At 65.6% G+C, this 15136-nt stretch carries 12 protein-coding genes; 8 read left to right on the top strand and 4 right to left on the bottom strand.

All coding sequences use genetic code 11. From position 1 onward, the window contains the following. Positions 1–13 precede the first annotated feature (13 nt). Together RN629_RS14180 and RN629_RS14175 are read right to left on the bottom strand one after the other, a co-directional pair. On the bottom strand, positions 14–160 hold the full coding sequence (locus RN629_RS14180; RefSeq protein ID WP_455189839.1) for a hypothetical protein: 147 nt from the start codon (positions 158–160) through the stop codon (positions 14–16). 21 nt (positions 161–181) lie between these two features. After that, positions 182–829 carry a TetR/AcrR family transcriptional regulator gene (locus RN629_RS14175; protein ID WP_407035797.1) on the bottom strand — a complete coding sequence of 216 codons (648 nt, stop codon included), beginning with the start codon at positions 827–829 and terminating at the stop codon, positions 182–184. 64 nt (positions 830–893) lie between these two features. On the opposite strand from RN629_RS14175, the gene RN629_RS14170 reads away from it, so the two are divergent. Together RN629_RS14170 and RN629_RS14165 are read left to right on the top strand one after the other, a co-directional pair. Continuing rightward, positions 894–3152 (top strand): TonB-dependent receptor, encoded by a 2259-nt coding sequence (locus RN629_RS14170; RefSeq protein WP_407035796.1) that lies wholly within the window; start codon positions 894–896, stop codon positions 3150–3152. Beyond that, the gene (locus tag RN629_RS14165) at positions 3140–4483 is read left to right on the top strand and encodes a metallophosphoesterase family protein (RefSeq protein WP_407035795.1); all 1344 of its coding nucleotides are present in this window, start codon (positions 3140–3142) and stop codon (positions 4481–4483) included. The genes RN629_RS14170 and RN629_RS14165 overlap by 13 nt, the downstream gene beginning before the upstream one ends. Before the next feature lie 194 nt (positions 4484–4677). Here the strand turns inward: RN629_RS14165 and RN629_RS14160 are convergent, their stop codons facing one another. After that, the gene (locus RN629_RS14160; protein ID WP_407035794.1) at positions 4678–7101 is read right to left on the bottom strand and encodes a TonB-dependent receptor plug domain-containing protein; all 2424 of its coding nucleotides are present in this window, start codon (positions 7099–7101) and stop codon (positions 4678–4680) included. A 381-nt stretch (positions 7102–7482) separates the two neighbouring features. Between RN629_RS14160 and RN629_RS14155 the strand changes: the two genes are divergently transcribed. Genes RN629_RS14155 through RN629_RS14125 form a run of 6 tightly spaced genes read left to right on the top strand, consistent with a single transcriptional unit; the run spans position 7483 to position 14287 of the window. Then, entirely contained in the window at positions 7483–8502 is a 1020-nt protein-coding gene (locus RN629_RS14155; RefSeq protein WP_407035793.1) for an MsnO8 family LLM class oxidoreductase, read from the top strand. A 22-nt stretch (positions 8503–8524) separates the two neighbouring features. Next, positions 8525–9868, top strand: coding sequence for an LLM class flavin-dependent oxidoreductase (locus RN629_RS14150; protein ID WP_407035792.1), 1344 nt, complete (start codon positions 8525–8527; stop codon positions 9866–9868). Then, complete coding sequence (locus RN629_RS14145) at positions 9865–11052, top strand: M20 aminoacylase family protein (RefSeq protein ID WP_407035791.1); 1188 nt, start codon at positions 9865–9867, stop codon at positions 11050–11052. The genes RN629_RS14150 and RN629_RS14145 overlap by 4 nt, the downstream gene beginning before the upstream one ends. Before the next feature lie 24 nt (positions 11053–11076). Continuing rightward, positions 11077–11643, top strand: coding sequence for a GNAT family N-acetyltransferase (locus tag RN629_RS14140; protein ID WP_407035790.1), 567 nt, complete (start codon positions 11077–11079; stop codon positions 11641–11643). Beyond that, positions 11640–13382 (top strand): amino acid ABC transporter permease/ATP-binding protein, encoded by a 1743-nt coding sequence (locus RN629_RS18355; RefSeq protein WP_455189838.1) that lies wholly within the window; start codon positions 11640–11642, stop codon positions 13380–13382. The genes RN629_RS14140 and RN629_RS18355 overlap by 4 nt, the downstream gene beginning before the upstream one ends. After that, positions 13382–14287: an ABC transporter substrate-binding protein gene (locus RN629_RS14125; RefSeq protein ID WP_407035789.1), complete on the top strand. Its 906-nt coding sequence runs from the start codon at positions 13382–13384 to the stop codon at positions 14285–14287. Before RN629_RS18355 ends, RN629_RS14125 begins: the two co-directional genes overlap by 1 nt. Positions 14288–14487: 200 nt before the next feature. Here RN629_RS14125 and RN629_RS14120 read toward each other — a convergent pair whose 3' ends face one another. Next, a complete protein-coding gene (locus RN629_RS14120) occupies positions 14488–15045 on the bottom strand; it encodes a hypothetical protein (RefSeq protein WP_407035788.1) in 558 nt (185 codons plus the stop codon). Positions 15046–15136 lie beyond the last annotated feature (91 nt).

Raw genomic sequence — 15136 nt, 5'->3', positions numbered from 1 at the left:
TCTTGTGCCCCCCCTATACCAGTGATCGTGATTTGCTCTTCAACAGCTTCTCGCCGTCCAATCTGATCTCTCCCTTGGGTCCGACGAAGCGGTAAAGCGTCTGGCGGGTGATCCCGAGTTCGGCGCACAGCTCGGCGACCTTGGTTTCCGGCTTGCCCATCGCCGCCTGGGCCAGATCGGTCTAGGACGCGGCCTCGATCCCGTCGATCGACCGACCCAGCACATCGAAGGCGAGATCCACCACCGCATCGAACAGCCGGTCGTCCGGCTTGCGGCTATATTCCAGGGCAAGCCCGCGCGTCAGCGAACGCAGGAGATATTTCAACGTCCGGAATTCTTCGCTGTCCAGCGTCATCCGGGTGGGAAAGAACTCCCGATCCCGCTGGTCGTTGCCGGTGCTCAGCAGCGCGTTGACGCGCTCATGCAGGTCGGGATCGGCGCGCGCCGCGATCCACACCTCGATCAGGAACCAGGTCTCCGGGTCGCGATAGGCCGCCTTCATCGCCGCGCGCGGGTCGATCGGCATCGCGCCCGTCGAGGCATAGACGGTTTCATAGGCCCGTTGCCGACGCGCGATGATGTCCTCGGTCACGCGCGCGACGATGTCGACGCGCCGGTCGCCAAAGTGATGCTGGATCGCGCCCCGCGTGACGCCCGCCCGCCGCGCGATCCGGGTCATGGTCGCCCCGGCATAGCCATGCGCGAACACCTCCTCCACCGTGGCCCGCATCAGGCGGCCGAAGGTTTCGGCGCTTCGCTTGTCATTTCGGTCCCGCAAAAACTGTTCCTTCGATTCCTCGACGCGCCGGATCGCTACCCGAAATGTCATCACCCTGTCTCATATGATCGCCAATGAGGATACATACATCAATGTATCTTTATCGGGGGATCCTATGAAGCCTTTGCCCATCGCGACCATGACGGCCTTAAGTCTGGTATTGTATCCGACCACCGCGCTGGGCCAGTCCGGCGGGACCGGGCAAGCCCCGGCTGCGGCCTTGGAGGAAAAGGGCCGTGGCAATGCCGGCGACATATTGGTCGTCGCCCGCAAACGCAGCGAACCGCTCAGCCAGACGCCGATTTCGGTTACCGCCATCACCGGCGACAGCTTGCGCGATCGCGGATTGACGACGCTGTCCGATATCGCGACCGTGACGCCGGGGGTCAGCTTCCGCGAGGATGTCGGGGGGCGGGCCGGGCCGTCGATCACGATCCGCGGCATCGGCTTCGACGATTACCATGCGCTGGGCAGCCCGTCCGCCGCGGTCTATGTCGATCAGGTCTATCAGGGGTCGAACGCCTGGATCGCGGGCCAGTTGTTCGACATCGACCATGTCGAGATCCTGAAGGGGCCGCAGGGCACGCTGTACGGCCAGAACACGACGGCGGGTGCGATCAACGTCCTGACCAACCAGCCGACCGCCGCGACCAGGGGCTTCCTGACCGCCAGCTATGGCAGCTACAACGCGCTGCGGATCGAGGGCGCGGTCGGCGGCACCGTCGCCACCGACCTGACCGGCCGGATCGCGGTGCTGCGCCAGTCGGGCGGCGGCTTCCTGACCAGCGAGGGCAATGCGGCGCAGGCCGGATACACGCCCGTCCCCGGCAAGGTCCCTCCGCTGCCGCTGGTCGGGCGGCAGACCGGGTTCGGCGACCGCGATTACTGGGGCACGCGCGGCACGCTGCGCCATACGCCATCCGCGACGACGACGATCACCGCCGAAGCGAGTTACGGTCGCGATCGCGGTGCCAACAGCCAGACCGACGTGCTCGGCCGATCCGCGACCGGCTTTACCGAGCCGGACCGCGATCCCTATACCTTCTATGCCAACGTCCTGCCCTTCATCCATGCGGATCAGGTCGGCGGGCGGCTGATGCTGGAGCAACAACTGGGCGGCTATACGCTGACCGCCATCGCCGCGCAGCAGCATCTGACGCGCACCTATACGCTCGATCCCGGATCGCCATTGCGCGCGTTCGACATCCTCTATCGCGACCGGCTCAACCAGACGACGCTGGAGGCGCGGCTGGCCAGCCCGCAGGGCGGCGCGGTCGACTGGCAGGTCGGCCTCTATCATTTCCGCGACCGCGTCCACAGCAACCAGAATGAGGACGTGTCCGACCTGTTCCGCACCGTCATCGATGCCGATGCGACCCAGCATCGCCGCAGCACCGCGATCTTCGGCGAGGCGAACTGGCACGTCGCGCCCAGGCTGACCGCGACGCTGGGCCTGCGCTATAATTGGGAGACGGCGACCTATCGCGGCGCGACCACCGACCTGAACCCCTATGGCACGACGATCCTGTCACGCGCGTTCACGCTGCCGGTGACGTTCGACAACCGCTTTTCGGACGAGAAGCTGTCCGGGCGCGCGCTGATTAGCTGGCAGCCAGTCGAGGGGGCGACGCTCTATGCCTCGGCCAGCCGGGGTTTCCGCAGCGGCGGGTTCGACGGCGCGACGATCTTCACGGCGGCCAAGGCGCTGCCCTTCCGGTCGGAGCGGGTCTGGGCCTATGAAGCGGGGGCGAAATGGTTTCCGCACGACCAGCCCTATCATCTGACGGTGTCGGGCTTCTACAACGACTTCAGCGATCTTCAGGCGACGGCGGTGGTCAATGTCGGCGGGCTGCCGACCAATGTCCGCACCAACATCGCCGCCGCGAAAATCTATGGCGGCGACATGCAGTTCGGGGTGCGCCCGCTGCCAGGGCTGGACCTGACCGGCGGTATCGCGCTGCTCCATTCACGGATCGAGGATGTCCTGTCCGCCAATGCGGCGGAGGCGGCGCGGCGCGCGGGCAAGCCGCTGCCCAACGCGCCCGGCCTGTCATTCACCACCGGCGTCCAGTACCGCCAGCAATTGGGTAGCGGCTGGACGCTCTCGCCCGGCGCCAACATCTCCTATGTCGGCAAACAGTATAAGGAGATCGATCATTATATCGAGAATGGCGCCTATGCGCTGCTCGATGCGCGGATCGAACTGTCCCCGCCGGGGGCCAGATGGACCTTCGCGCTCTGGGGCCGTAACCTGACCGACAAGACCTATTTCGTCGGCCTGGTCCCGGCGGTCAGCGGCGGATCGGTGATCGGAACGCAGCGCATCGTCGGCACGCCGCGCACGCTGGGGGGAGAGATCGCATGGCGCTTCTGAGCAAAGGAGCGCGGCAGGCGCTGGCGCTGATCGCGTTGACAATGCCGGGCACCGCATCGACGCGCGCCGCGCAACCGGGGGGCGGCGATGCCCCCCTCACCTTTCGGATCGCGGTGATCCCCGACACCCAGCATTATCTCGATTACCGGAAGCAGACCGGGGCGGGCTATCCGTTCGATGGGGTCGCGCTGTTCTACGACCAGATGCGCTTCATCGCCGACCATAGCGTCGCGGCGGGCGGCGACATCGCCTTCGCCACAGCGGTCGGCGATGTGTGGGAGCATCAGAGCCTGCCGGTCGACCCCGACAACACCGCCAAAGGCATCCACGCCATCGACAATCCCAAGCTGCGCGGCATCCTCGAAGCCACGCCCCGCACCCGCACGGTCGAGATGCCCGCGGCACGGCGCGGCTATGCGATGCTGGCGGGCAAGCTCCCCTTCTCGGTGGTGCCGGGCAATCACGATTACGACGCCCAGTTCACCAGCGCGAAATTCCCGCCCACGACCGACCCCGCCATGAAACGCGCGGCGACCCCCGCCTATTACGGAATGCTGCATGTCGGCGGCCTGCGCAATTTCACCAGCGTCTTCGGCGCGGACACGCCGTTCTTCCGCGGCAAGCCATGGTATGTGGCATCCTATCGCGGCGGCGCGGACAGCGCGCAGATCTTCACCGCCGGGGGCTATCGCTTCCTTCACATCGGGCTGGAGTTCGCCGCGCCCGACGATGCGCTGGACTGGGCCGCGCGGGTCATGGCCCGGCATCCCGGCCTGCCGACCATCGTCACGACGCACGACTTCCTGAACTCGGACGGATCGCGCACCCCCAATCCGGTCGTCGACATGAAGGCGGTCGATCCCGCCAACAACAATCCCGAGGATGTATGGCGCAAGTTCATCCGCCGCCACGACCAGATCTTCCTCGTGCTGAGCGGGCATGAGCGCGGGCAGGCTTACCGGGTCGACGCCAATGCCTTCGGCCATCCGGTCTATCAGATGATGGCCGATTATCAGGACCGCAACGCCAGCTATCGCAACACCAGCGGCGACGGATCGTCCACCACGGCGCGGCCAACCGGGGACGGCTGGCTGCGGATGCTCTCGTTCGACATGCGGCCCGCCTCGCCGGTCATCCGGGTGCGGACCTATTCGACCTATTACAAGGCGTACAGCACGCAGGTTCCGGCCTATGCGGCCTGGTACAAGGCCGACGACGCCCCCCGGGCCAGCGCGGCGGACTATCGGGCGAAGGACGACTTCACCGTCACGCTGACCGGTTTTCGCCAGCGCTTCGCGAAAGGGGCAGCGCGCAAGCCGTCATTGAATTGACAAGAACCAGGCCAGTGCAGCAGAGATTTCCCCTGCCCGACAATTGCATCGATCCCTTCCATATAGCATCGGGCGGTTCGCTGATCGCCCAATTCCCGGCGATCGGCGGCAGTGCGCATCAGGTGTTCAGTCCCGGCATCTGGTGGGAGACGATGCCCGCGCGTGGCACGCCGCCACATTGCGACGGCGCCGGATCAGAACCGCACGCTCACTCTCCCGTAATAATAGCCGCCGTTGATGCCGTAGGGCGAGAAGGAGAAGGGTGCATCATATACCTGCGCGCCGCTGATCGAGACCGGCCCGGCGGTCGCGGTCGTCACAGAGCCCGGCACCAGTCCCGCGGTTTCCGGACGCCGATCGAACAGATTGTTGGCGCCGACCGACAGATCGAGCCCCAGCCGCGTCGCGTAGGTCAATTCCAGATCGGTCAGGAAAGCGGTCCCGACCTTCGTCTCATAGAAGGGCGCTGCGCCCGATGGCGAGACAAATGCGCGCGACGACCCGTATAATGTCTCGCGCAGATTGGCCGACAATCGGCCACGCCGAGCCAGGAGGCCGAGAATGCCCTTGAAGCGCGGCGAGGCAGTTTCGAGGTTGCTGCGCGCGATGGCGTTGAACAGCGTGTCACCCAGGTGGTTGCGCGTGATCTCGGTACGGTTGTAATTCGCACTCAGAGACCATTCCAACGCCGCCACTCCGGTCTCCATCGGGTACGTCGCCGACAGTTCCACACCGCGCGTGCGGGTATCGACCCCGTTGGTGAAGGCGCTGACACCGACAAAGGTCGCGGTGGGATCGACGACGTTGCCGCGCGCCGCGATCGCGTCCAGCACGCGCTGATCCACGATCGTCGTCCCGATCTTGCCCAGGATCACGCCCGACCCCGCGACACGGTTGCGCACCGAAATGTGATAGGCGTCGAGTGTGATCGTCAAGCGCTCCACCGGACGCAACACGACGCCGGCCGACAGGCTCGTCGAATGTTCCGAGCGGAGCGGCGAAAAGCCGACGATCGCCGCCGCTGCGGAATTCGCCGGTAGCTGGATGACCGCCACGACAGGCGACACGTTGGTCGCCGAATAATGGGATTCGGCGAGCGTGGGCGCGCGGAACCCGGTGCTGACTGTGCCGCGCACCGCGACCGAAGGGGAAAAGTCGTAGCGGGTCGTCACCTTGCCGATTAGGGTGTCGCCGATCCCCTGATAATGTTCGTAGCGCCCCGCCAGGTCGAGCGTCCATGCCGCGACCGGATGCACGACCACGTCACCATAGGCGGACCAGGCGTTGCGCGAAAAGCTGCCAGCGTCGGTCTGCTGAAAGCCAGGATAGGATTGCCCCCCTTCCTTGTAGGTCGAGGCCGCGTCCCCTGCGCCGATCGCGTAGCTGTCGCGCCGGAATTCCCCGCCGAACGCCAGCGTGACGGGCTGGGCAAGGCCCAGTTCCACCTTGCGCCGGATGTCCAGATTCCCGGTGAACTGCGGCGCGACGAAACGCCCGTCATAAAAGTCCCGTGGCGTGAACCCGGTATCGGCGTAGAGCGAGGCATTGGCCGAGTTGAGGGTGCTGATCCGCGCCGTGTCCCGGCCATAGGTTGCCGACAGGTCCCAGTTCCATCCGCTGGCGACGCCGCGCACCCCGCCAGTGAACGCGTAATCATCCTCCTCCAGCCCCAATTGCGGCACGAACCCGTTCGGGAAGAGGAAGGTGCTGACGCCCGCCACGGTGCGACTGACGCGCGATGGCAGTCGATATTGTTCGTTGGCCCGGGCGACGCGGCGTGAATAGCTGCCAAAGGCATAGGCCTCGATCGAGCCGAAATCATAGCCGGCATTGACGAAGCCGGTGGTCAGCGATGATCGCGCGTCACCGATGATCGGATTGAGCCGCGGATAGCCGGGGATCGCCTGCCAGGCGGCAGGAAGCCCGCTCAGCGGCGTGCCGTCCGGCGCGACGAGCCGACGGTCAGCGCCCGCCCGCTGGCTGAAGTCGTGGAAGCGATGAAAGCCGGTCACGTCGAGGAACCCGCTCTCGCCCAGAGGCACGGCGAGCCGTACGCTGCCCGCCGCCGTCGTCCCATCGCCCGCATAATATTGCCCCGCCGTGGCGCTCGCCGCGCCGCCGGTCCGGTCCGACTTCAGGATGATATTGATGACGCCCGCAATCGCGTCCGAGCCATATTGCGCCGCCGCACCATCCTGCAGGACCTCGATGCGCTCGATCGCCTCGGGCGGGATGAGGTCGAGGTCCGGCGCCGCGCCGCCCTGGAACGGGCCACTCGCGACGTGGAGGTTGGCGGTGCCGTGCCGACGCTTGCCGTTGATCAGAATCAGGACATGGTTGGCGCTCAATCCACGCAGCTTCGCCGTGAGCGTGAGGTTGGAGGCGTCGCCGCCAAACGCCTGCGCAGTGAAGGACGGGGCCAGTTGCGTCAGCACCTGGTTCAGGTTCGGCTGCCCAACGCGGGCCAGCGCCTCGGCATTGAAAACCTGCACCGGCGCGGCGCTGTCGGCGGCACGAACGCCGGTCTGGCGCGTGCCAGTGACGATGATGTCGTCCTTCGCCGTGGGGCCATGCACGGCGTCGGAACTGGGCAGGACGTCGCTGGCAGGAATCTTCAAGGAAACCGGATGCCGCTCAGCCGCAACCGATGGGCATGCATATATAAGCAAAGGTGTCGTTATAAGCAGCATCGATCTTGGCATTTTCCGATTCCCCGAATTATATCTATGTATATAGGAAATATACATAATGTTTTTCTCCGCACGCATGATGCGAATGTTTAGTTTCGTGAATCTTATGCTGGTTCATGAATCAATAGAACTATCAATGATGATTCACTGTAGTTCGATATATTTCCTAATTTCATGGAAAACTGACGGTGAGTCGGGATCGAAGGCCACTAAGAATATCTTTGCGAGCGGAATGCTGAAGTTTATATCATACCGATTAGATAGGAGTTAAGCCTCCAACATCGGCATGGACAATGGAGTGCGGCTCCCATGAGTTATCGGTTGAGCCTGCTCGACAAGGCGCTGATCCCTGATGACGTCGAAGCGGCGGACGGGCTTGAGGCGACGGTCGCGCTTGCCACGCTGGCAGATGCGCTGGGCTATCACCGTTACTGGTTCGCCGAGCATCATGGCCTCGCGGCACTCGGCAGTTCCGCGCCGGAAACGCTTGCAGCCTTCGTACTGGCCCGCACGCAGCGGATCCGCGTCGGCTCGGGCGGCGTGATGCTGCAGCATTATGCCCCGTTCAAGGTCGCAGAGACCTTCAATCTCCTGGCCTCACTGGCGCCGGGGCGCGTCGATCTGGGCATCGGCAAGGCACCGGGCGGGATGCCCCACGCGACGCGCGCATTGCGGGCCAACCAGGCCGGCGCCGCGCCTCAGGATTTCACCGACAAGCTGCGTGAGCTCGACGCCTTCGTCACCGCGCGCGTGCCGGACGATTCCATCTTCGCGGGCGCGCTGGCAGCCCCATCCCCCCCTGAACCGCCGCAGCGCTTCCTACTGGGCGCAAGCGAGGAGAGCGCCGCCGTAGCGGCGGAGATGGACTGGCAATTCTGCTACGCGGGTCATTTCGATGGCGATCCGGATCGCATGGCTCGGGCCTTCGATCTCTATCGTGGCGCCACCGGCCGCACGCCGCTGCTCTCGCTCGTCGCTTTCGCCGCTTCGAGCGAGGAGGAAGCGCGTCGTCTGGTCGGACCGTTGCGCCTTTACCGGGTGCGACTGTCGACGGGCGCGCAGATCAATCTGCCAAGCGAGGAGGCGGCCGCCGAATTCGCGCGCCAGTCGGGGGTCGATGACTACAGCGTCACCGCGATCGTTCCCAACGTCGTGTCGGGCACGGGCGCGCAGGTCCGCGCCGCGCTGGATCACCTGCACGAGCGACTGGGCGTGGAGGAATTCGTTCTCGACGCCCCGGTCGCCGACCATGCGGCGCGGCGCGCGTCGCTGGAGGAACTGGCGCGCGAAGTCCTCAATCGCACCCTACCGGTCTCGCGCGCGGCCTGACCTTCAAACGAGGAGATACGACATGAGCCAGGCATCCATCCCCTTCGGCATCATGCTCCACGGCCCGGGCGGGCACATGAACGCATGGAAGCATCCCAGCAATCCAGCGGACGCCAGCGTCAATCTGGGCTTTCTCACCGGTCAGGTGCTGAAGGCCGAGGCCGCGGGGATTGCTTTCGCCTTCATCGCCGATGGGCTCTACATCAATGAGAAGTCGATTCCGCACTTCCTCAACCGCTTCGAACCGATCTCGATCCTGTCCGCGCTCGCCACTGCGACCAGCCGGATCGGCCTCGCAGGCACGGTGTCTACATCCTATAGTGATCCGTTCACCATCGCGCGCCAATTTGCCTCGCTCGACCTCATCAGCGGGGGCCGCGCGGGGTGGAACGTCGTCACCTCGCCGCTGGAGGGATCCGGTCGCAATTACAGCCGCGCGCATCCCGATCATGCGCTGCGGTACGAGATCGCCGACGAATATCTGACGGTCGTTCAGGGGCTGTGGGACAGCTGGGACGAAGCGGCGTTTCCGCGGGATCGCGAAAGCGGCATCTTCTTCAATCCCGAAGGCCTTCATCGGCTGGACCATAAGGGACGGTTCTTCCAGGTCGAGGGACCGCTGAACATCCAGCGTTCGCCGCAGGGGCAGCCGGTGATCTTCCAGGCTGGCAGCTCGGCCACAGGCATCGGCCTTGCCGGCAAGTTCGCCGACGCCGTCTTCACCGGCCCCGCCACGCTTGAGGAGGCGATCAACTTCCGCGCCCAGGTCCGGGCGAGCGCGGTGGTGCACGAGCGACCGGCTGACCATGTCAGGATCTTTCCCGGCGCGGAGATCATCACCGGCGCGACCGATGCCGAGGCGGAGGAAAAGCTCGCCGCGATCCGGGATTTGCTGACCGTCGAGGATGCGCTGGCCTATCTTGGTCGCTTCTTCGACCACCATGACTTCGGTCAATATGATCTCGACGCGCCCTTTCCCGATCTGGGCGACATCGGCGCCAACAGCTTCCGCTCGACCACCGACCGCATCAAGGCGGAAGCGCGCGACCAGGGCCTTACCCTGCGCGAAGTGGCACTGCGTTCCGCTACACCAAGGCCGAACTTCCTGGGCAGCGGAGAAAAGGTCGCCGACACGTTGATCCGCTGGATCGACGACGGCGCGGCGGACGGCTTTATCCTGGGCTTCCCGATCGCGGCGCAAGGGCTGGACGATTTCATCGCCCATGTCCTGCCGGCGCTGGAAGCCCGCGGTCGTTACGACCGGGTTCTACACGGTGCGACGCTGCGCGATCATCTCGGTCTCCCGTTCAAGGAGAGCCGATATAACGCGGCGGCGAAGCCAGCGGCCGAACGGCGCCTGGCATGAGCGCCGTCGCGGAATTGCAGCGCAATGTCGCACCGGTGCTCGACCGGATTGAGGCCCGGATTGAGGAGGCGATCGCGCTGCGCCACGATCTGCATCGCCATCCCGAACTCGCCTGGAACGAGCACCGCACCGCCGGGCGGGTCGCGACGTTGCTGGAGGAGTGGGGCTATCGCGTGACATCCGGCGTCGGCGGCACCGGCGTGGTCGGCTCGTTGACACGCGGCAACGGCTCCGCCTCGATCGGAATCCGCGCCGACATGGACGCGCTGCCCATCGAGGAGGCGAGCGGCGTCGCGTTCGCGAGCGCGAACAAGGGGCAGATGCACGCCTGCGGCCATGACGGCCACACCGCGATCCTACTTGCCGCGGCCCGCTACCTTGCCGAGGATGGTGACTTTTCGGGCACGATCCACCTCATCTTCCAGCCTGCGGAGGAGATCGGCCAAGGCGCACGAGCCATGATCGCGGACGGACTGTTCGACCGCTTTCCCTGCGACGCGGTGTTCGGTCTCCACAATTGGCCTGGCCTTCCCGCAGGCAAGCTCGGCTTTGTGGAGGGCCCCGCGATGGCCTCGGTCGACTGGATTGGCGTGCGGATCATTGGCAAGGGCGGCCACGGCGCCGCACCGCATGAGACGATCGATCCCGTGGTCGTCGCGGCCCATTTCGTGACCGCGCTGCAATCGATCGTTGCGCGCAATGTCGCTCCGCTCGACACGGGCGTGGTCACCGTCGGAGCGATTCATGGCGGTGACGCGGCGAACGTGATCCCGGACAGCGTCGACCTGACGCTCACGACCAGATCCTTCCGGCCCGACGTGCGTGAGATGCTGCTGCGCCGGGTCCAGGCCCTGGCGCACATGATCGCCGATGGCTTCGGCGCCCGTGCCGAAATCGAACTGAAGCGCGGCTTTCCCAGCGTCGTGAACCATGCGGCGGAAACGGCCTTCGCACGCGAGGTCGCACGCGACCTTCTGGGCGAGGACGCACTGATCGTCGACCTCGCGCCGCGCACGGCCAGCGAGGATTTCGCCTTCATGCTGGAGGCGCGACCCGGCAGCTTCCTGTTCGTGGGCGCTGGCGAGGGCGAACCTCTCCACAGCCCTCGCTATCGCTTCAACGACGACGTCATCGCCCCCGCCGCCGCCTTCTGGGCACGGCTTGCCGAAACCTGGCTTCGCTGACGCCGCGGAGCACGGAGAATGCCGATGCGCTTCACGCTCGCCTCGCCCACCGACCGGCGGCCAACGCCGCCGCCCGGCGAGATAGACACTATTGTCGAATCCTCGCCACGGGATGCGCTCGCCCGACCGTTGCTGGAGGCATTGGTGGCCGAATATTCGCGCCGCTATCATGACCTTGCCGGGCGGGACGCCAATGCCGCCGCCTATGAGGTCTATGAACGTTACCCCGCCGAGCTGTTCGATCCGCCGCACGGCAGCTTCATCCTGATCCTGCGCGACGGGGCACCGATCGCGGGTGGCGGCTTCATGCCCCATGCCGACGCGGGCACGGCGGAGATCAAGCGCATGTGGACATCGGATGCGCATCGCCGTCAGGGGCTTGCGCGGCGCGTGCTGGAGGCGCTGGAGGCAAGGGCCATCGCTCTTGGCTATACCCGCATCCACCTGACGACCGGGTTCCGCCAGCCGGAAGCCGCGGCGCTTTACCATCGCCATGGCTATACCGGCCTTTACGATCCGGATTCGGATCTTGCCGCGCGCTTCACCCTGCCGTTCGAGAAGACGCTCGTTCATACGGAGGCCGAGGCATGAACGTGGCGCTTGCCCACCCCCTGCCCGTGCCGGATGCGACGGCGTCCTCACACGGCACGCCGCCGGCGCGCTACAAAATCGTACCCGCCCGGCATCCGGCCCGGATGCTGGGCACGACGATCGCCGCGCTCGTGCTGGCTGCGATCGCGATGTCCGTGCTGGGCAACCCCCGCTGGGGCTGGCCCGTCTTCGCCAGCTGGTTCCTGTCGGAGCCCGTCATTGTCGGTCTGGGTCGCACGCTGCTGCTCACCGCGCTCGGCACGCTGCTGGGTTCGACCCTGGGGCTGACGATCGCGCTGGCGCGCATGTCGGGCGCGCCGCTGCTGAAGGCCGTGGCATTCGGCTATGTCTGGTTGTTCCGCTCGATCCCGCTCATCGTATTGCTGCTGCTGCTCAACAACCTCGGCTATCTATATGCGACGATCTCGCTCGGCATTCCCCTGACCGACATCACGATTGCCAGCTGGTCGACCACCGCGCTCATCAGCCCGTTCGCCGCCGCCGTCATCGGCCTGACCTTGAACCAGGCCGCCTTCTCGTCGGAGGTCATTCGCGGCGGCATCCTGGCCGTGGACCATGGCCAGCGCGAGGCGGCCGCCGCGCTCGGCCTGCCCCGCTGGCGCCAGGCGTCCGGCATCATTCTGCCCCAGGCGATGCGCAGCATCCTGCCCGCCGGGTTCAACGATGTCATTGGTCTCGCCAAGGGCACATCGGTCGTCTACATCCTCGCGCTGCCTGAACTATTCTATACCGTCCAGGTCATCTACCGGCGCAACCTGGACGTCGTGCCGCTGCTGATGGTTGCGACGGTCTGGTACTTCGTCATCCTGACCGCGCTCTCGCTCGTCCAACGGCGGATCGAGCGGCATTTTGCGCGCGGCGCGGCGGGTACGGCCGCACGCGTCCGCTCGCGTCCCCATTCCTCCACCCCCCATTCCTCCACCACGGCGACGGCGCGTTTGCCCCTGCCTGCGGTGCAGGGCGGTGCCGTTGTCATCGAGCGTGTCTCGAAGAGCTATGGAGACAATCGCGTTCTTGCCGATGTGTCGCTGTCCGCAGCGCCGGGGAGCGTGACCGTGATCATCGGCCAGTCCGGGTCGGGCAAGTCGACACTGCTGCGCACTATCAACCATCTGGAGCGCGTCGATGAAGGCTATATCACGATCGACGGTGGCCTGATCGGCTATCGCGTGCAGGCGGACCTGTTGTTCGAGTTGCCCGAGGCGGAGATCCTGCGTCGCCGCACCGACGTTGGCATGGTATTCCAGAGCTTCAACCTATTCCCGCACCTGACTGTGATGCAGAATGTGGTCGAGGCACCGATCCATGCTCGTGGCGTGCCGCGCGCACGGGCAGAGGCGGAAGCGCGCGATCTGCTGGCCCGGGTCGGCCTTTCGGACAAGATCGACGCCTATCCGCGCCATTTGTCCGGCGGCCAGCAACAACGCGTCGCAATCGCCCGTGCACTCGCGCTGCGGCCCAAGGTGCTGCTGTTCGATGAGCCGACCTCCGCGCTCGACCCCGAACTGGTCGGGGAGGTCCTGGACGTCATCAAGGAACTGGCGCGATCAGGGGCGACCCTGGTGATTGTGACGCACGAGATGGGATTCGCCCGCGAGATTGCCGATACGGTCGTCTTCATGGATCAGGGTCGCATCGTCGAGACAGGATCGCCCGCGCGCGTGTTCGAGAATCCGCGAGAGGCGCGCACCGCCGAATTCCTGTCGAAGGTCCGGTGATGCGCCGTGCCATCGTCGCCCTGACGCTACTGGCGCTTGCCGCCTGCAAGCCACCAGAGGAAAAACCCGGCGCCGAGACGCTGCCACCGATCCGCGCGCAACGCGACGACCGCGCTGTCGCGCTCCTGCCCAAAGGGCTGAGGCTCGCCGAACCGGGCGCGCTGACGGTCGGCATGGCCGTCGGCCAGCTTCCGCTCGCGGATTATGCCAAGGACGGCAAGGGCGTAGTCGGAGTGGAGCCCGGTGTCGCGCAACTCGTCGCCGACGCTCTGGGACTGCGGCTGAAGATCGTTCCCGTGGCCTGGGCCGATTGGCCTTTAGGCCTCACATCGGGGAAATATGATGCCGTCATGTCGAACGTGACGGTGACGGAGGAACGCAAGGACAAATACGATTTTTCCACTTATCGCGACGATCAGTTGGGAATCTACACCCGCGCCGATGGCCCGGTCCAGTCGGTCGCATCGCCGAAAGACATCGCGGGTCTGAAGGTGGCAGTGGGCGCCAGCACCAACCAGTCGCAGATTCTGGACCGTTGGAATGCGGAGAATGTGGCGGCCGGGCTAAAGCCGGCCGAACCGCAATATTACGACGATACCGGTATCGCACGCCTGGCGGTCCTGTCGGGACGCGTCGACGTTTCCTTCGGTCCCAATGCCATTTCGGCCTATGAGGCACGCGATGGACGTACCCGCAAGGTCGGCACCGTCGCCGGAGGGTGGCCGCTCACCGCCTATATCGCTGTCGCGACCCGCAAGGACTCGGGGCTGGCGACGGGGATCACCGCAGCGATCAACGCCCAGATCGCGAACGGCAACTACCGGCATCTGCTCGATCGTTGGCATCTGGCGTCGGAGGCGATCCCGCGCTCGCAGACGAACCCACCCGGCCTGCCGCGACAATAAGGATCATATTCGCCCCTGATTGCTGTCATTCCGAGCGACCTGCCCGCGCTCGCCCGTCTGGATTGCAGGACCAGGGGCCGACCGGTCCCTGGCGCTCGTCAGCCCCAAGGTCTCCAGGCCACGGCGCATCGACGACATATGCGAGACGGGGGCACGGAGGCCATGGCTGGACGAATCCAGGATGAAGCGACCCACACCCCTCAGCGCGTGGCGTGGAGCGCCTGCATCGCCTCTTCGGTGACGGTATAGACCGCCTGCCGCTGCGCCCCGCGATTCTGATGGTCGACCCGGTAGCCCTGATAATGACGGCGGACGAAGCCGGCGCGGACCAGCTCCGAAACCGCGCGGCTGACATTGGTCCGCCCCGAAAGCCTGATCCGCCTGCGAACCTCGCTCTGCACCAGCCGATCCGCCGCCTCGCGGTCCGTCGGCAGCGCGTGCTTCGCCTTCAGCTCCTCTCGAACCTTGTCGGTGATCGCCAGCCGCCGGGGGTCGCGCTGGGCCACGGGAACCAATGCTTCGCAGAGCCAGTCGCGCACCGGAATATGCTGATCGCCCTCGCGGACATACGGACCGGCCGAGCCTGTCTTCGCGCTGGCCTGGGCGATCAGATTGAGGACCATGAAGCTGTAGCGCGGTCGCTCGCACATCGCCGTCAACCGTTCCAGAATAGCCGGCAGATCGAGCGGGCGGCGGCGCTCCTTGGGAACGGCCGGTGCAACCTGCTCTTCGAGCGAGAAGAAATCTGGCTGGAACATGGGAACAATACAAGCACAAACCGACACCGGCGTGAATCCCTCTTTGACGGCCGCGCGCATCTTTAACCGCTCGTGGCACTTTACCGGCGGG

It is taken from the genome of Facivitalis istanbulensis, from assembly GCF_040560405.1.
Lineage (GTDB): Bacteria > Pseudomonadota > Alphaproteobacteria > Sphingomonadales > Sphingomonadaceae > Sphingomonas > Sphingomonas istanbulensis.
The sequence above is the reverse complement of the archived record's forward strand: the minus strand, read 5'-3'. Positions and strand labels throughout refer to the sequence as shown.